At 76.8% G+C, this 16,383-nt stretch carries 19 protein-coding genes; 6 read left to right on the forward strand and 13 right to left on the reverse strand.

The annotated features are described in order from the left end of the window. Positions 1–5: 5 nt before the first annotated feature. Positions 6–452, reverse strand: coding sequence for a YdeI/OmpD-associated family protein (locus HLV61_RS18895; RefSeq protein ID WP_369258180.1), 447 nt, complete (start codon positions 450–452; stop codon positions 6–8). A 394-nt stretch (positions 453–846) separates the two neighbouring features. Here HLV61_RS18895 and HLV61_RS18900 point away from each other — a divergent pair, with 394 nt between their 5' ends. The 5 genes from HLV61_RS18900 to HLV61_RS18920 all read left to right on the forward strand — a co-directional run bounded on the left by HLV61_RS18900 (position 847) and on the right by HLV61_RS18920 (position 4,997). After that, entirely contained in the window at positions 847–1,611 is a 765-nt protein-coding gene (locus HLV61_RS18900; RefSeq protein WP_369258182.1) for a GAF and ANTAR domain-containing protein, read from the forward strand. Beyond that, positions 1,608–2,321, forward strand: coding sequence for a GAF and ANTAR domain-containing protein (locus tag HLV61_RS18905; protein ID WP_369258184.1), 714 nt, complete (start codon positions 1,608–1,610; stop codon positions 2,319–2,321). Before HLV61_RS18900 ends, HLV61_RS18905 begins: the two co-directional genes overlap by 4 nt. Positions 2,322–2,509: 188 nt before the next feature. Beyond that, complete coding sequence (locus HLV61_RS18910) at positions 2,510–2,851, forward strand: STAS domain-containing protein (RefSeq protein ID WP_369258186.1); 342 nt, start codon at positions 2,510–2,512, stop codon at positions 2,849–2,851. A 105-nt stretch (positions 2,852–2,956) separates the two neighbouring features. Next, complete coding sequence (locus HLV61_RS18915; RefSeq protein WP_369258188.1) at positions 2,957–4,060, forward strand: fatty acid desaturase family protein; 1,104 nt, start codon at positions 2,957–2,959, stop codon at positions 4,058–4,060. A 70-nt stretch (positions 4,061–4,130) separates the two neighbouring features. Next, positions 4,131–4,997, forward strand: coding sequence for an SRPBCC family protein (locus HLV61_RS18920; RefSeq protein WP_369258190.1), 867 nt, complete (start codon positions 4,131–4,133; stop codon positions 4,995–4,997). A gap of 9 nt (positions 4,998–5,006) precedes the next feature. On the opposite strand, the gene HLV61_RS18925 is transcribed toward HLV61_RS18920, so the two are convergent. From HLV61_RS18925 to HLV61_RS18975, 11 genes are all read right to left on the reverse strand, one after another. Beyond that, the gene (locus tag HLV61_RS18925) at positions 5,007–6,113 is read right to left on the reverse strand and encodes a winged helix DNA-binding domain-containing protein (RefSeq protein WP_369258192.1); all 1,107 of its coding nucleotides are present in this window, start codon (positions 6,111–6,113) and stop codon (positions 5,007–5,009) included. Between the two features lie 31 nt (positions 6,114–6,144). Beyond that, positions 6,145–6,477 (reverse strand): hypothetical protein, encoded by a 333-nt coding sequence (locus tag HLV61_RS18930; RefSeq protein WP_369258193.1) that lies wholly within the window; start codon positions 6,475–6,477, stop codon positions 6,145–6,147. Positions 6,478–6,550: 73 nt separating this feature from the next. Continuing rightward, positions 6,551–6,961: a dihydroxyacetone kinase phosphoryl donor subunit DhaM gene (gene dhaM / locus HLV61_RS18935; RefSeq protein WP_369258195.1), complete on the reverse strand. Its 411-nt coding sequence runs from the start codon at positions 6,959–6,961 to the stop codon at positions 6,551–6,553. Then, positions 6,958–7,596: a dihydroxyacetone kinase subunit DhaL gene (gene dhaL, locus HLV61_RS18940; protein WP_369258197.1), complete on the reverse strand. Its 639-nt coding sequence runs from the start codon at positions 7,594–7,596 to the stop codon at positions 6,958–6,960. Before dhaL ends, dhaM begins: the two co-directional genes overlap by 4 nt. Continuing rightward, positions 7,593–8,588, reverse strand: a complete 996-nt coding sequence (dhaK, locus tag HLV61_RS18945) for a dihydroxyacetone kinase subunit DhaK (RefSeq protein WP_369258199.1) — start codon at positions 8,586–8,588, stop codon at positions 7,593–7,595. Before dhaK ends, dhaL begins: the two co-directional genes overlap by 4 nt. A gap of 133 nt (positions 8,589–8,721) precedes the next feature. Next, positions 8,722–10,101 carry a PRC-barrel domain-containing protein gene (locus tag HLV61_RS18950; protein WP_369258201.1) on the reverse strand — a complete coding sequence of 460 codons (1,380 nt, stop codon included), beginning with the start codon at positions 10,099–10,101 and terminating at the stop codon, positions 8,722–8,724. A 168-nt stretch (positions 10,102–10,269) separates the two neighbouring features. Further along, a complete protein-coding gene (locus HLV61_RS18955) occupies positions 10,270–10,668 on the reverse strand; it encodes a DUF1761 domain-containing protein (RefSeq protein ID WP_369258203.1) in 399 nt (132 codons plus the stop codon). Positions 10,669–10,781: 113 nt separating this feature from the next. After that, complete coding sequence (locus HLV61_RS18960) at positions 10,782–11,423, reverse strand: SDR family NAD(P)-dependent oxidoreductase (protein ID WP_369258205.1); 642 nt, start codon at positions 11,421–11,423, stop codon at positions 10,782–10,784. Beyond that, a complete protein-coding gene (gene nhaA, locus HLV61_RS18965) occupies positions 11,420–13,384 on the reverse strand; it encodes a Na+/H+ antiporter NhaA (protein WP_369258207.1) in 1,965 nt (654 codons plus the stop codon). The genes HLV61_RS18960 and nhaA overlap by 4 nt, the downstream gene beginning before the upstream one ends. Then, positions 13,381–14,196 carry an SDR family oxidoreductase gene (locus HLV61_RS18970; RefSeq protein ID WP_369258209.1) on the reverse strand — a complete coding sequence of 272 codons (816 nt, stop codon included), beginning with the start codon at positions 14,194–14,196 and terminating at the stop codon, positions 13,381–13,383. The genes nhaA and HLV61_RS18970 overlap by 4 nt, the downstream gene beginning before the upstream one ends. 38 nt (positions 14,197–14,234) lie before the next feature. Beyond that, the gene (locus tag HLV61_RS18975) at positions 14,235–14,396 is read right to left on the reverse strand and encodes a hypothetical protein (RefSeq protein ID WP_369258211.1); all 162 of its coding nucleotides are present in this window, start codon (positions 14,394–14,396) and stop codon (positions 14,235–14,237) included. 446 nt (positions 14,397–14,842) lie between these two features. Between HLV61_RS18975 and HLV61_RS18980 the strand changes: the two genes are divergently transcribed. After that, complete coding sequence (locus HLV61_RS18980) at positions 14,843–15,514, forward strand: maleylpyruvate isomerase family mycothiol-dependent enzyme (RefSeq protein ID WP_369258213.1); 672 nt, start codon at positions 14,843–14,845, stop codon at positions 15,512–15,514. Here the strand turns inward: HLV61_RS18980 and HLV61_RS18985 are convergent. After that, entirely contained in the window at positions 15,489–16,325 is an 837-nt protein-coding gene (locus HLV61_RS18985) for a VOC family protein (protein ID WP_369258215.1), read from the reverse strand. The two genes, HLV61_RS18980 and HLV61_RS18985, sit on opposite strands and share 26 nt — an antisense overlap. Between the last annotated feature and the right edge of the window lie 58 nt (positions 16,326–16,383).

Here is a 16,383-nt window from a genome sequence, read left to right on the forward strand (position 1 = left end):
CGGGCTCAGCCCGACAGCGCAGTGACGACGGCGGACACCCGGCGGGCGCGGGTGTCCGCCTTCTTCGCGTCGGTCACCGACCGCGCGTGCTCCTTGCGGCGACCGGGCGGGAGGCGGTCGAAGGCGTCGCGCAGGCCGGCCGCGGCCAGCGCCTCGGCCAGGTCCGGCGGCACCTCCACGGTGCGCTCGCCGCCGTCGAAGGCGACGAGCACCTCCACGGTGTCGCCGGTCTCGACGCCGAGGGCGGTCCGGCGCTCCCTGCTCAGCCCGACCAGGTTCTCGCCACCCATCCGGGCCAGCCGCCCCTCGACGGTCACCGGCCCGATGGTGACCCGCACCGGGAACGCCTTCGCCCCGCCGCCGAGCTCGGCCACCTGCTCGTCGGTGAGCACGATCGCCGCGGCGGGCCCGCGCGGCTCGAGGATCGTCGTCAGCTGCAGTCCCGTCGTCACGCGCACACGATGGCGTCCCGGGTACGACGGCGGAAGTCCCCGGACGGGCGTGCCGGCTCAGGGCAGCGGCCCCGGGGGACACCGGGACGCCGCCGGGGGCAGGGACGGCGTTCCGGCTGCTCGTCCCGGGGATGCGGCGCCCGACCGGACCCCGGGGACCCCACCGCGCGCAGGCGCGGACGAGGAGCGTCACCGGGTCCGGGGCGACGAGGGATGCCTACCATCCCGGCGAGGAGCGGGCCAGGCGGACGCCGATCGGCCCGGCCGTTGCCGGGCCTGGGAGAGTGGTGCGCACCAGGGGCCGGCGCGGAGCCCGACCCGGACACGAGCAGCGGTGCCCGGCGGTCCGCCGGCGGGCCGGCTCGCCGTGGCACCGAGTGGACGGACGTGCGACGTGGCCGGAGCGCGGGTGGCCGACATCCTCGCCGCGCTCGCGGCCGCCGGCCCGTCCGCGTCCTGGCCGGACCACCTGGTGGAGACCTGCCGGCGCTCGACCGGGGTGACCGGCGTGGGCCTGGCCCTGGTGGACCGCACCGGGGTCAGCGGCATCGTCGCGGCGACGCCCGGCGTCGGCCGGGAGCTCGAGGACCTGCAGTTCTCCCTCGGCGAGGGCCCGTGCACGGAGGCGTCCCTGTCCGGCCGCCCGGTGCTGTGCTCCGACCTCGCCGACGACGGCGGAGCCCGCTGGCCGGCGTTCGCCCGGGAGGCGGAGCGGGCCGGTGTGTCCGCCGCGTTCACCTTCCCGCTGCAGGTGGGTGCCGTCGCGCTCGGCGTCCTCGACCTGTACCGGTCCGAGACGGGGCCGCTGCACGGGACGCACCTGAGCGAGGCGGTGGCCCACGCCGACGCGGCGGTCGCGGTGCTGCTGCACCTGCAGGGCCGCGACGACGAGACGGGCGGCACGGGGCTGGCCGACCTCGCCGACCGGCGCGCGGTGGTGCACCAGGCGGCCGGGATGGTCTCCGTGCAGCTCGGCGTCGAGGTCACCGACGCACTGCGTGCGCTGCGGGCCCACGCCTGGGCGCACGACCGGAGCATCGGCGACGTGGCCGGTGACGTGGTGGCACGACGACTGCGCTTCCACGACAGTGGTAGCGGCACGGCCGGGGATACGGAGGTCCGTGACCCGGGTCCCGGACCTGGAGGGGAGCCCGCGTGATCACCCGAGAGGAACTCATCGCCGACGCGTTCGTGCAGCTGGCCGACACGCTCGTCGCGGAGTTCGACGTCCTGGACTTCCTGCACGTCCTCGTCGACCGTGCCGTCGAGCTCCTGGACGCCGACGCCGGCGGGATCATGCTGGCCGACCAGCGCGGTGGGCTGGAGGTCATGGCCGCCTCCAGCCACGAGGCCCACCTCGTGGAGCTGTTCGAGCTGCAGAACGAGGAGGGCCCCTGCCTCGAGGCCTTCCGCACGGGGCAGGCGGTGACCCGGCCCGACCCGGCGGCGATGCGGGCCTCGTGGCCGGCGTTCACCACGCGGCTGGAGGAGGCCGGCTTCGCCTCCGCGCAGGCGGTGCCCATGCGGCTGCGGGACGAGGTCATCGGCGCGCTCAACGTCTTCCGCGTGGCGCCGGGCGCGCTCGGCGACCCGGACATGAAACTCGCGCGGGCGCTCGCCGACATCGGCACCATCAGCCTGCTGCAGGAGCGCAGCGTGCGCGCCCGCGACCGGCTCGCCGAGCAGCTCCAGGGGGCACTCAACAGCCGGGTGCTCATCGAGCAGGCCAAGGGCGTCCTCGCCGAGCGCGGCGGGCTGGAGGTCGGGCAGGCCTTCCGGGCCCTGCGCGACCACGCCCGACGCAGCGGCACCCCCCTGGCCGAGGTCGCCTCCGCCGTCGTGCACGGACGGCTGCGCCTGGAGAGGTGATCCGGGTCGAGGAACCGTCCCCTCGGTGACGATGCGTGCCGTCACGGTGGCGGCCAGTGGACGCCGTGCCGGAGCGCTCCGCTGCGACCCACGATCTCCGTATCCTGGTGCCCAGAGCGAGAGCCCGCAGCAGTCGATCTGCGGGACTGCCCCGGACCCGGCCCTCTGCAGCGGACGGGACACCCGTGATGAGCGCACCGGTCAAGCAGCAAGGCGTCGATGCTCCGACGCTCCTCGACACCCAGCGCTTCCGGGCCGACGACGGCGTCGTCCGGCTGGTCGTCCGCGGAGAAGTCGACCTCTCGACCGTCGACGCCCTCGAAGCGGCCGTCTCGGGGGCCTGGCGCCCGGGGCCGGCCGTCGTCGTGGTGGATCTGACCCGGGTGACCTTCTGCTGCGTCGCGGGGGCCGGTGTGCTGATCACCGCGCGCTCGGCAGCGGCTGCCCAGGGGGTGGAGGTCCGCCTCCTCACCCGCGAGGGGACCATCCGGCGCATCCTGCACCTGGTGGACGAGCTCGGTCACGGCTGACGGAGCGACCGGTCACTGCCGGGCGCGGGGAGCGCCGCGGGGTTACCGTTGTGTCACTGCCCCGGACCCGGCGGTGTATCCCGTCCCGTCCGACGAAGGCGCCGCGTGACCTCCACCTCGATCGACCCGTCGCTCCGTGCCACCGGCACCGGAGCGGTCCGCCGTCCCCGCACGGCGCGCCAGACGAGCACCTACTCCGAGCTGTCCCGCCGGGTGCAGGACGCCGGCCTGCTCCGGCGCCGGTACGCCTGGTACTGGACGCAGATGCTGCTCATGACCGCCGCCTTCGCCGGCGTGTGGGTCGCCTTCGGCCTGCTCGGCGACTCCTGGCTGCAGCTGCTGGTCGCCGTCGCCCTCGCCGTCGTCATGACGCAGTTCGGGTTCCTCGCCCACGACGCGGCCCACCGCCAGGTCTTCGCCGGCGCGCAGTGGAACGACTGGGCGGCGCGGGTGATGGCCGGGGCCTTCGCCGGGCTGAGCGCCGGCTGGTGGGGGCACAAGCACAACAAGCACCACAACGCCCCGAACCAGGAGGGCCGCGACCCCGACATCGGGGCCGGCGTCGTCGCCTTCACCCCGGCCGTCGCGCAGGCGCGGACCGGCTTCGGTGCCTGGTTCGCCGCCCGGCAGGGCTGGGCGTTCTTCCCCCTGCTCCTGCTGGAGGGCCTGAACCTGCACGTCGCCAGCCTCCAGGTGCTGGTCTCGCGGCGGGACCTCAAGTTCCGGCGGGTCGAGCTCGCGCTGGTCGTCGGCCGGCTCGCCGGCTACGTCGCCGTCGTGCTGCTGGTCCTCCCGCCCGGCAAGGCGGCGGCGTTCCTCGCCGTCCAGCTGGGCGTCTTCGGCCTCCTGCTCGGTGGCTCGTTCGCGCCCAACCACAAGGGGATGCCGATCGTGCCGGAGGGCGCCCGCGTGGACTTCCTGCGCCGGCAGGTGCTCGTGTCGCGCAACATCGACGGCGGCCGGCTGACCGACCTGGCGATGGGCGGGCTCAACTACCAGATCGAGCACCACCTGTTCCCGAGCATGCCGCGGCCGAACCTGCGGCGCGCGCAGCCGATGGTGCGGGCGTTCTGCCGGGAGGTCGGCGTGGGCTACACCCAGACCAGCCTGGTCGGCTCCTACCGCATCGTCGTCCGGTACCTCAACCGCGTCGGGCTGGGGGAGCGGGACCCCTTCAGCTGCCCGCTGGTGCAGAACGCGCGCAACTGACCTCCGCGTTTGCCGCGCAGTGGCGCCGGTCACATCCTCCCGGACAGTGTCCTGCGACGGAGGAGGATGGATGACCACCAAGGTCGAGAAGTCGATCCAGGTCGACGTACCGGTCCGCACGGCCTACGACCAGTGGACCCAGTTCGAGGACTTCCCGCACTTCATGGGCGGCGTGAAGGAGGTCCGGCAGCTCGACGACCGGCGCCTGCACTGGGTCGCCGAGATCGCGGGCGTCCGGCGGGAGTGGGAGGCCGCCGTCCTCGAGCAGGAGCCCGACCGGAAGGTCGCCTGGGCCGCGACGAGCGGGGCGACGAACGCCGGCGCGGTCCGCTTCGAGCCCGCCGGAGCCGACTCGACGATCGTGTACCTCGAGCTGGAGTACGAGCCCGAGGGCGTCGTGGAGCAGGTCGGCGACAAGCTCGGGATCGTCGACCGGCAGGTCCGGGCCGACCTCGAGCGGTTCAAGGCGCTGGTCGAGAGCCAGGGCTACGCCACCGGGGCCTGGCGCGGCTCGATCAACGAGGGTCTCGACGTCGGGACGCCGACGGCGGACACCGCCTACCGGTCCCAGGGGGACAGCGGCAAGGCCGGGCTGTCCGGCAAGGCCGTCGCGGCCGGGGTCGCCGCGGTGGCCGGTGCGGCCGTCGCCGGTGTCGCGGCAGCGACGTCGGGCTCCTCGGGCGGCACGCGGCAGGAGACGGAGACGGAGACGCCGACCGGCCTGCGGCCCGGCACCGAGACCGCGGAGGGCGTCGTCCAGTCGCCCGAGGTCGCCGTCGTCGAGCAGCCCCCGCCGGACGCGATCGTGCGCGACGACGTGCTGGTCGAGGCCTCCGACCCCGAGGGCTACACCGCGGACTCCTCGACCGAGGGCGTCGAGGACGGCACCCGCGGGGACGGCGACGACCCGATGATCGGCGGCGGCAGCCGGCGCTGACCCGCCCGGTCAGACCCCCTCGACCGTCCCGGGGACGCCGTCCCCGAGGAACGCGGCGAGGTCGGCGGCCTCGGCCCCGACCTCGCCGCGCTCGGCCGGGGTGAGCGGCCTCAGGGGCTGCACGGTCACCGCGACCCCGCCGTCGGGGAGGTCGCGGCCGGTCCAGGTGGCGGCCACGGAGCCGTCGACCAGCACCAGCCGGGCGCCGGTGACGCTGAGTCCCCGGTGCTCGTCGGCCACGATCCGCGTCCGGTCCTCGTAGCCGAGGACGGCGTTGTCGAAGGCGGGCAGGAAGCGCACCGGCGCGGGCTCGTCACGGTCGGGGAGCCCGGCGTCGGGGACGTCGAGCAGTTCGCGGCCGCGCTCGTCGCGGAAGGTCCGCAGCCGCGGCCGGAGCCGGGCGACCACCGCGGGCAGGCCGCTGAGACCGCACCAGGCACGCAGGTCGGCGCTCGCGGCGGGCCCGTGGGCGCGCAGGTAGCGCAGCACCAGGTCGTCGAGGACGTCGTCGTGCGGTGCGTCGGCGACGTCGCGGCCCAGCCAGGCGCGCACCGTGGTGAGGCGTGCCGGTGCCTGCTGCCGCCACAGCCCGCGCGGCGGCGTCTGCACCAGCGGCACGAGGCTGGACAGGACGTCGCCGAGGTCGCGGGGGGCGACCCCGGGCCAGCGGCCGGCCAGCGCGCGGCCGACGTCGGGCAGCGTCCGCGGTTCCGCGGCGAACAGCGGCTCGGCCGCGGCGGCGAGCTCGGCGAGGTCCACCCCGGGCAGCCGCCGCCCGAGCGTGCCGGTGGCGCGGGCGACCAGCATCGCCTGGTGCACCGGCCGCAGCCGCAGGCAGTCCCCGGCGGTGACCAGGTGCATCGTCCGGCGCATGAGCTGGGTGCGGACGACGCCGCGCGACTCCAGCAGGCCGTCGAGCTCGCCGGGACGGAAGGAGGCCAGCCGCGACCACAGCCCGACGTGCGGCTCCTGCGGCTCCTGCGCCTGCAGTCCGGCCAGGTGCCCGACCGCGGCGAGGGCGTCGCGCGGGTCGCGCCGCAGCAGCAGCTGCCGGGCGAGGGTGGCGCGGTTGAGCGCGCGCCGGTCGAGCACCTCGACTCCCCGGCGCGCGCCCACCCCCGCTGTCTACCGCGGGGGGACGACGGTCTCAGGCGGCCAGCGGGTGGTGGTGGCAGCGGCCGCCGCTGGTGGCGCGGGCGCCGCACGGCGCCCCGGCCTTCGTCACGCCACCGCTGTCGCCGCAACGGGTGGGCGTGGCGGCGGGCCGCTCGGCCGGCTCGGGAGCCGGGACCGGGCGGGGGAAGGCGAGGACGACGGCGTCCTGCTCGACGACCGTCGGGACCTGCTCGGGAGCGGTCCCGACGGCGGCCGTGGGGACGGACCGGCCGGCGCGGCGGTGCAGCGCCGACGCGGCGGTCAGGCCGGCGGTGAAGGCGGCGACGGCGATGGCGGTGGCAGTGGCGACGTGGCTGGCGCGCATGTCCTCCTCATCGGCGGACCCGGCCCCCGGGAGCGGCACCCACGTCCCTCCGGTCACACCCGCCACGCGCGGCTCAGGACGACAGGTGCGCCTGCTTGGGCGCCAGCCCGCGCTCGGCCTCGGCAGCCACCGACTGCCGCGACGCCCCCGACGCGGCCACCACGACCGCGCCGACCAGCCCCTCCACCAGCGGCGCCGCCGACAGCGTCACCCGCGACCGGACGTCGTCGTCGAGGAACTCCAGGGCCGTCTCGGCCGACAGCACCGCGCTGCCGAGGTCCATGAGCACGACCACACCCTCGCCGGAATCGGCCTCCCCGACGGCGTCGGCCACCGCGGCGGCGTCGGTACCCAGCCCGCCGTCCTCGGTGCCCGCGGCGACGGCGACCGCCAGCTCCCGGCCGGGCAGCATCTGCCGGGCCAGCTCCACTGCGGCGTCGGCCAGCGCGCGGCTGTGCGAGACGACGACGATGCCGACGGTCACGACCGCCCCAGGGTGGCGGCGGCCGCCTCGACCAGCATCGTCACCGACGTCGCCCCCGGGTCCATGTGCCCCGCGCTGCGCTCGCCGAGGTAGCTGGCCCGGCCCTTGCGGGCGACCAGCGGCACGGTCGCGTCGCGGCCCTCCGCCGCCGCCGCGGCCGCCGCGTCGAGTGCGTCGGCCAGGGAGTCGCCGGCCTCCACGGCGGCGTCGAGCGCGTCGCACGCCGGGCCGAGCGCGTCGACCATCGTCTTGTCGCCGGGCTCGGCCTTGCCGCGCGCGACCACACCGTCGAGTCCCGCCCGCAGCGCCCGCGCCACCGCGGCGTCGTCCAGGTCGCCGTTCCCCGCCGCACCGGCCATCCGGAGGAAGAGGGTGCCGTAGAGCGGGCCGCTCGCGCCGCCCACCTTGCTCACCAGGGTGGCGCCGGTCTTCTTCAGCAGCCCCGCGGCATCGGCGGGCGGGGCGTCGTCCAGCACGGCGACGACGGCGGCCATCCCGCGGTCCACGTTCGAGCCGTGGTCGGCGTCGCCGATGGCGGCGTCGAGCGCGGTCAGCTCGTCGCGGCGCTCGTGCACCACCTCGGCGAACCGGCGCAGCCACGCGGTCAGGTCGTCCACGCCGACCGCCACGCTCACGCGCCCCACCGCAGGCCCGGGGTGACGACGGGCGCGTCCCACAGCCGCAGCAGCTCGTCGTCGGCCTGCAGGAGCGTGACCGAGCAGCCGGCCATCTCCAGACTGGTCATGTACGGCCCGACCAGGGACCGGGCGATCCTGATGCCCGACCGCTCCAGGATCGCGGCCACCTCGGCGTGGACGACGTAGAGCTCGAGCAGCGGGGTGCCGCCCATGCCGTTGACGAAGCAGATGACGCCGTCGGTGAAGGTGCGGTCGGAGAGGATCGGCTCGAGCAGCATCTCGGCCACCTCGCGGGCCGGGGCCAGCTTCACCCGCCGGCGGCCCGGCTCGCCGTGGATGCCGATGCCGATCTCCATCTCGTCGTCGGCGAGCTCGAAGGTCGGTGTCCCGGCGGCGGGCACCGTGCACGAGGTCAGCGCCATGCCCATGCTGCGGCCGGCGTCGTCGACCCGCTTGGCCAGGTCGGCGACCTCGGCGAGCGGGCGGCCCTCCTCGGCGGCCGCGCCGACGATCTTCTCCAGCAGGACGGTGGTGCCCACGCCCCGGCGGCCGGCGGTGTAGAGGCTGTCGGTGACCGCGACGTCGTCGTCGACGACCACGGTGGCCACCTCGGTGCCGCTCTCGGCGGCGACCAGCTCGGCGGCCATCTCGAAGTTCATGACGTCGCCGGTGTAGTTCTTCACGATGTGCAGGACGCCGGCGCCCCCGTCGACGCCCGCGGTCGCCGCCTGCATCTGGTCGGGGACGGGGGAGGTGAACACCTCGCCGGCGCAGGCGGCGTCGAGCATGCCGCGGCCGACGAAGCCGCCGTGCATGGGCTCGTGCCCCGAGCCGCCGCCGGAGACGATGCCGACCTTGCCGCGGACCGGCGCGTCGGCGCGGAACACCACCCGGTTCTCCTGGTCGACCCGGAGCTCCGGGTGCGCCAGGGCCATCCCGCGCAGCGCGTCGGAGACGACGTCGGCGGGGTCGTTGATGAGCTTCTTCATCGTGTGCACCTGACCTCGGGGGACGAGCGGGACCGTCCCGGAGGCTAGGGGCTGTGTGATCGGCAGCACAACGAGTGCGGACGGCCCCCCGCTCCCGGTGCGGTCGGAGCCGCACCGGGAGCGGGCGGCGCTGTCAGCCCCGGCCGGTGAGGCGCGCGGCGGCCTGCTGGATCTGCGCGTAGTCGCCGTAGCGGGCACCGACGACGTAGCCCGCGCCGGCGCCGAGGCCCAGCGAGGTGAGCCGGGCGGCCCGCTTGCCGGTCTTCCTGATCCGGTGGCCGGCCTCGGCGACCTCCTCGGGCACCGACTCGATCGCGCCGCCGACCTTCATCGCCGCGCGCAGGCCGGTCGAGCCGAGCTCGGAACCGGCCTCGGCCACCCGGGACAGCGCGGCGGCGGCCAGCTCGCTGCCGACCTCCACGACCTGCCGGGTGAGGTCGGCGCCGGCGTTCGCGCCGGTCTGCAGCGCGTGCCCGGTGGTCGCCAGCAGCGGCCCGGCCGCGGACGCGCCCGAGCGGGTGGCCTCGCCGAGCCGCTGGGCGACGTCGGCCACGGCCGGGCCCGCCACGGATGCGCCGCTGAGTGCCGCCTGGCGCACCGACTGCGCGGTCTTCGCCACCGTCGGCCCCGCCGCGGACGCGCTGGTGAGGGCCGCCTCGCGCACCGACTGGGCGACGTTGGCCACCGCCGGGGCGGCCGCGGCCACCAGGTGCTCCACCCGCGCGCGCCCGGTCGCCGGGGCGGCCTGCGCCCGCCGCGCGGCCCGGCGGCCGGTGAGGCGCGCGACCCGGGACGCCTTCACGGCCTGGCTGCGTCCCGCCCGTCGCGTCCTGCGGCTGATCTTCGCGGCCTTGCGTCCCGTCCGGCGTGCCCCCCGGGACACCCGCACCGTCGGCTGCTGCTGCCGGCGGCGCAGCACGGAGAACACCACACCGCCCAGTGCCAGCACCGCGGCGACCGCGCCGGCGATCCCCGCGGTCGGCCGTCCGCCGCCGGTCCCCTCGGCGCGGCCGAAGTCGCGGTCACCGGGCTGTGCCACCGGCGGCGGGGGCGGGAGCTCCTCGACCTCCTCGGTCACCGGCGCGGGCGTGCTGACCGGCGGGGGCGCGGACACCCCCTCGGACGCCGCGGTCGTGGCCGCGGCCGTCGTCGCCGGCACCTCGGCGTCGGGCGCCGGCAGCAGGCTGTCGGAGTCCTCGGTGGAGGTCGCGATGCCGTAGTGCCGGTAGAGCGCTGCCTCCTGGTCGGTGGTCAGCTCGCGGCTCTCGCCGTAGCGCGGCGCACCGTCGACCAGGCCGCGGTCGACGACCACCTGCACCTGGTCGCCGGCCTCGGTCGCGTCGAACAGCGGGACCACGACGGACGTGCCCGCCATGTCGGCGTAGAGCCACTCCGGTGCGCCGGTGTCCTCGTCCGCGAGCAGGTGCGTGATCGTGCCGATCTCCGCACCGTGCCGGTCGACCACCGTCTTGCCCACCCAGTCCCGTACCGAGTCCCGATCGGGCAGTGCCATGGTCGTCTCCCCACACCTCCGGGGCCGGACCCGGTCGGCCCGGCCGCTGCCGTCCCCGCGCCCTACCCAGGGCGTTGGCAGCGAACCCGAGGAAGTGTGCAGGTCGAGGACGAGCGTGTGCGCCGGCGCCGCGTCCGAGCTGCCGGGACCCGGCGCCGGCGCACCCGCTCAGGCCGTGCGGCGCCCCGTGACGACGGCGCTCACCAGCAGCAGCTTCCCCAACCAGTCGCCCGCGTGGATCGCCGCCTGCTGCCAGGGGACCTTCTCGTGAACCACGGACCCGGTCAGGAGCACGGCCGGGAAGGCGGCCCAGAGCCCGGCACCGAGCGCCAGCGCCTCGCGCGGGCCACGGGCCGGGAGGCGGTCGGCGAGGACGGACACCGCGGTGGCGACCACGCCGCTGCGCAGCAGTTCCACCGGGACGACCACGGTGGGCGACGGGGACGGTCCGGCGTAGGCGTCGTCGAGACGCGCCAGCCGGCTCCCGAAGGCCGCGTACCAGGCCGAACTCGCCGCGAACGCCGCGCCGGCCGCGGCCGCCACCCGTGGCGGGGACACGGCGCTCACGACGCCTCCCCGTCGCGGGGCCCTCCTGGGACGCTCGGCCACGTCTGCCTCCTCCGGTCACCGTCGAGGGGGAGACCCGGGGCGACGGCGGAACTCATCGCGGGGGCTGCCGCTCAGCCGGTCCGGGTGGTCAGCAGCGAGACCTCGGCGACGTTCGTGGTGGGCGGCAGCGTCAGGGTGAACAGCACCGTCCGCGCGACGTCCTCCGGGGTCAGCGCGTCCCCGCTGTCGGCCGCGGCCCGCGGGGAGACCCAGCCGACGGCGACGTGCCGCACCCGTACCAGCGTGCCGCCCAGCTCCAGCCGCAGCGTGCGGGCGAGCTGGGCGGCTCCGGCGGCCGTGGCGGCGTGCACCGCGAACGCCGGCACCAGCTCCGAGGCCGCCGCCGATCCGACCAGCACGAGGTCGGCCGCGGAGTCGTTGGCCGCCGCGGTCAGCAGGTCGTCGAGGAACGCCCGCGCGGCCAGCACGGCGTCCCCGGCGCCCTGCTCGATGATCTCCGCCCACCGCTCTGCCGGCGACAGCCCGAACGGACCGCCGCCGACGCCGCCGAGCACGGCCACGACCAGGTCGACGGTGCCCAGCCGCGCGCGGACGCCGTCGGCGGCGCCGACCAGCTCCCGTGCCGAGCCGACCTGTTCGACCAGCGCACCGGCCGCGGTCAGCTCGGCCACCACCGCGTCGGCGAGCAGCGGCAGCCCGATCACCACGGCCCGCCGCCCCGTGACCGGCCTCGTCCCGTCCGGCCCGGTCACGCCACCGGCTCCGCGTCGAACGGCTCGCGGGTGGCCGGTGTCCGCACCGGCAGCGCGTCCTCGGCCGGTGCGTCGACCGGTGCGTCGGCCGGGACCGCGGCGGCCGGGGGCCTGCTCCGGGACCGTCCGGCCGTCTGCTCCAGCGCCGTGCGCATCGCGCCCACGTCGAGCGGGCCGTCGTAGAGCTGACCGTTCACGAAGAAGCGGGGCGGCTCGTCCAGGGCCATCGCGCGGGCGTCGTCGTCGTCCTCCCGGACCCGCGCGGCGTGCGCGCCGGAGGCCAGCGCGTCGTCGACCCGGGCGAGGTTGAGCCCGGCGTCGACGGCGCAGCGCCGGATCGCCCGGTCGTCGAGCCGGCCGGCGCGGGCGGCCAGCGCGTCGTGCATCGGCCAGAACCGCGCCTGCGTGTCCGCCGCCTCGGCCGCCTCGGCGGCGCGCGCCGACATCGGGTCGTCGGTGAGCAGGTGGCGGTAGACGAAGACCAGGTCCTCGCCCAGGACCTGCCGCAGCTCGTCGACCACCTCGGCGGTGCGCCCGGCGTTGGTGAACACGAACGAGGCGTGCACGACCAGCTCCATCGGCGCGCCGACCCGGCCGCGCACGTGGTCCCGGTCGGCGCGCACCGGCCGGGAGAGCCGCTGCCGGCCGGGCAGCCGCGAGCGGTCGACGGCGCGGACGACGGCGACCGCGGCCAGCGCCAGCAGCGCCGCGATCACCGAGGCGGCGAGCACGCCGATGCGCGCCTCGGCCGCCAGGACGGGGTCCTCGAGCGCCAGGTCGATGATGAACAGGGAGATCGTGAACCCGATCCCGCTGAGCACCCCGGCGGCGAGCACGTGCCGCGGGAACAGCCCCGAGGGCAGCCGGCCGACGCCGAGCCGGACGGCGGCCAGCGACGCGGTGGTCACGCCGACGACCTTGCCGGCGACGAGCCCCGCCACGATCGCCCAGGTCAGCCCGGACGTCGCCGCCGCGGCCAGCGTCTCCCCGCTGAGCACGACGCCGGCGTTGGCCAGCGCGAACACCGGGACGACGGCCAGGTTGACCCACGGCCGGAACAGCCGCTGACCGCGCTCGTTCACCGACACCGACCGGGTCAGGCTCAGCACCGCCCGGTGCGCCCCGCTCGACGTCGGCGTGCGCCCGTACGCCCGCGCCGCGGCCTCGGCGGCGTCCACCTCGTCGGCGCTGGGCGGGTACACCGGCAGCAGCAGGCCGATGGCGACGCCGGCCACCGTCGGGTGCACACCGGAGGCCAGCACGCCCAGCCAGACGGGCACCGCGAGCAGCAGGTAGGCCCAGCCACGCCAGACCCGCATCCGGCGCAGCGCGAGGACGGCGAGCAGCCCGACGACGGCGACCGCCAGCGGCAGCAGCGTGAGCTCGTCGGTGTAGGCGACGGCGATGACGGCCAGCGCGCCGACGTCGTCGACCACCGACAGCGCCAGCACGAACGCGCGCAGGTTCACCGGCACCGCCCGGCCCACCACCGCCAGCAGGCCGAGCACGAACGCGGTGTCGGTGGAGATCACCACGCCCCACGCCGCCCGTGCCTCGCCGGGCTGGTCGCTGATCCCGGTCACCGCGAGGAACACCAGCGCGGGCACGGCCAGCCCGGCCAGCGCGGCCACGACCGGGATGCGGATGCGCCGGGTGTCGCGGAACTCGCCGAGCACCAGGTCGCGCTTGACCTCCAGGCTGATGAGGCAGAAGAACACCGCCATCAGCGCGTCGTTCACCCAGTGCCGCAGGTCCATCTCGAGCGCGGCGTCGCCCAGCCGGACGGCGAGGGGCGTGTGCCAGGTCGCCTCGTACGTCGAGCCGGGCACGTTGGCCCACACCAGCGCGACCAGCGTGGCGGCCAGCAGCACGCCGGCCGCGGCGGCGTCGGAGTCGGCCAGCCGGATCAGACGGCCCAGCACCGAGGGGCGCGCCTCCTCGGCGCGCGGGGTGCCCCTCACCGGACCCCCGTCCCGCGCCGCGTGGGCAGGTAGGGGTCCTGGCGGGTCGGCAGCACGAGCAGCTCGGCGAGGTTGACCCCCGGCGGCAGGCCGGCACCGAACAGCACCGTCCGCGCGACGTCGTCGGGGTCCATCGGGACGACGGCGTCGCGGTGCTCGGCCCAGCCGCGGGCGGTGCCGTCGTGGCTGATCTCCGAGCCGAGGTCGGTGTCGGTGAGGCCGGGCGCGACGACGTGCACCCGCACGCCGCGCCGGCCGTACTCGGCGCGCAGCGCCCGGGCCAGCTGGGCGACGGCCGCCTCCACCGCCGAGTAGACGGCGTAGCCGGGGAAGCGCACCTGCCCGGCCAGCGCGCCGATGAGGAACAGGTCGGCGGCGCGCCCGGTCTCGGCGGTGGCCAGCAGGTCGCGGGCGAAGGTCTGCGCGGTGCGCAGGATGCCGCCGAGGTTGACGTCGATCATCTCGATCCACTCCGCGGGCACGCCGTCCTCGAACGGCGCGCCGGTGAGGACGCCGGCGCCGGCCACCACGAGGTCGGCGGGGCCGAACCGGTCGTGCAGCGCGTCGAGGGCGTCGGCGAGGTCGAGCCCGTCGGAGACGTCAGCGGCGACGACGAGCGTGCGCCCGGGGTCGGCGGTGCCGTCGGCGACGGCCTGCAGGCGGTCGCCGCGGCGGCCCAGCAGCGCGACACGGCAGCCGGCGGCCACCAGCGCCCGCGCCGTCGCGGCGCCGATGCCGCTGCTCGCGCCGGTGACGACGGCGACCCTGCCGTCGAGCGGGTTCCGGGACGGCCGGGAGGGAGGGAGGGACACGGTTCCCCTCTCGGAGGTCAGCAGGGGGACGCCCGTGATCATGCCGTCCCGGGTGCGTCCCAGTCGATGCGCCCGGCGAGGTCGAGCAGCCGGGCACCGGGCACCGGGTCGACCGACCCGGCCCAGGCCACCCGGCCGAGGACGTGCTCGCGGAACGTCGCGGGGTCGCGGTCGCGCACCCGGGAGGGCCAGCCGTGCACCGCGCAGTCGTGCAGGAGGGCGCAGCGTGTCCCGCTCCGGGCGGGGCAGGGTCGGCCGCACGTCGACGACGGCGCCGAGCACCTGCTGCCGCCGGCCGGTACCCGCGCTGCGGGTCTCGGCGCGGTGCACGGGTGGGCACCGGGACCCGGCGGACCACCCGCGGCGGGACGCCGGCGGCCTGGCCGCGCTCCCAGCCCGCCGTGGTCGGGAGGAACGCGGCGAGCTCGCGCGGCCGGTCGGCCGGGGCCTCGCGGTAGGTCAGCAGCACCTCGCCGACCAGGGGGCCGAGCCAGCGTGGCGCGCGGGCGTCCCCCGCGCGACGGCGACCCGGCGCACCGCCTCGCGCCGTCGCCACGGCCCGGCGAGCAGCACCGGCGCCGCACCGATGAGTCCGGGACACCGGCGCCGTCTGCCGTGCGACGGGACGACGGACGAAGGGGACGGCGTGACGACCGACGAGGAGATCCGCGCGGCGACGGCGGCGGAGCGCCGCGAGCACCTGGCGCTGTTCGGGTCGCTGACCGCCGAGCAGTGGAACGCGCCGAGCCTGTGCTCGGGCTGGCGGGCGAAGGAGGTGCTCGCCCACACCACGATGCCCTTCCGCTGGCCGACCGGGCGGGTGCTGCGCGGGATGCTGCGGGCGCGGGGCAGCTTCGACCGCTTCGCCGACCGGGCCGCCCGCCGCGACGCCGCCGAGCTGTCCACGGACGAGCTGCTGGCGTCGCTGCGGGACAACGTGGACTTCGAGTGGTCCCCGCCCGGCGGCGGCCCGCTCGGGGCGCTGTCGCACGACGTCATCCACGGCCTCGACGTGTCGGCCGCCCTCGGCGTCGACGACCGGCACGCCTCGCCGGAACGGTGCGCCCTGGTCCTGTCCGGACTGCGGCCGAAGCAGCTCCGGTTCTTCGGGGTCGACCTGACCGGCGTGCGGCTGCGGGCCACCGACGCCGACTGGTCCCACGGCGAGGGCGAGGTGGTCGAGGGCCGCGCGCAGGACCTGCTGCTCGCCGTCTGCGGGCGTCCCCAGCCCGCGGGGCGGCTGCACGGCGCCGCGGCCGACCGGCTGGCCGCCGGCTCGCCGGACAGACCGCTCACCCACCCACGTCGGGCGGGGTGAACTGGCTGACGGTGAACTCCGCGCCCTGCGGGTCGCGCAGCAGGGCGTTCCGGGTCCAGGTGTCCTCCGCCGACCGCAGGACGGTGGCGCCGAGCCGCTCGGCGGTGGCGGCGGCCCCGTCCCGGTCGGCGACGGTGACGGTGACGTGCCAGTGCGCCGGCTCGTCGGCGGTGACCAGCAGGCCGCCGATGACGTCGGCGAACCCGGGCGGCGCGAAGGCCTGCCGCTCGTGGATGCCGGGGTCGACGGTGGCCGCCAGGTGGTCGCCGTAGCCGGGCACCTGGATCATCACGCCGGCGTCCTGGGCCATGTCGGCGTCGCGCCAGCCGAACAGCGGGCCGTAGAAGGCCATCGCGCCCGCCCGGTCGGGGGTGTGCAGGTCGGAGAAGTTCCAGGCGCCGGGCACGTTGGTGAGCTGCGCGCCGGGACGGCGGCGGGCCTGCCAGAGCCGGAACGGCGCACCCTGCGGATCGGTGCACGCCGCCGTCCGGCCGCCGGGGCCGGCGTCCTCGGGGTCCGAGGTCACCGTGCCGCCGAGCCCCGGCACCCGCGCGGCGGTCGCGTCGGCGTCGTCGACGGCGACGTAGGTGTTCCAGACCGCCGTGCCGGCTCCGGTGTCCCCGCCCGGGCCGACCGCGGCGACGTCCTGCCCGTCGAGCGTGGCGACCAGGTACGAGCCCGGGACGCCGGGCGGCACGGCGTCGGTGAAGGTCCAGCCGAACAGGCCGGCGTAGAAGGCCGCCGCGGCGTCCGGGTCGGGCTGCTCGGTGTCGATCCAGCAGGTCACGCCGTGCGGGTACGTCCGGATCACGACCGCTCCTCCCACCGGGGTCCAGGTGGCCGGCAGCGTAGGGCCGCCCGGGGACGGT

Source organism: Geodermatophilus amargosae (assembly GCF_041028265.1).
GTDB classification, from domain to species: domain Bacteria; phylum Actinomycetota; class Actinomycetes; order Mycobacteriales; family Geodermatophilaceae; genus Geodermatophilus; species Geodermatophilus amargosae_A.

Excerpts from the sequence above, each read along its gene's own strand:
- dhaK (WP_369258199.1), bottom strand. The coding sequence starts at position 8,588 with ATGAAGAAGCTCATCAACGACCCCGCCGACGTCGTCTCCGACGCGCTG.
- HLV61_RS18910 (WP_369258186.1), top strand. The coding sequence starts at position 2,510 with ATGAGCGCACCGGTCAAGCAGCAAGGCGTCGATGCTCCGACGCTCCTC.
- HLV61_RS18930 (WP_369258193.1), bottom strand. The coding sequence starts at position 6,477 with ATGCGCGCCAGCCACGTCGCCACTGCCACCGCCATCGCCGTCGCCGCC.
- HLV61_RS18920 (WP_369258190.1), top strand. The coding sequence starts at position 4,131 with ATGACCACCAAGGTCGAGAAGTCGATCCAGGTCGACGTACCGGTCCGC.
- HLV61_RS18950 (WP_369258201.1), bottom strand. The coding sequence starts at position 10,101 with ATGGCACTGCCCGATCGGGACTCGGTACGGGACTGGGTGGGCAAGACG.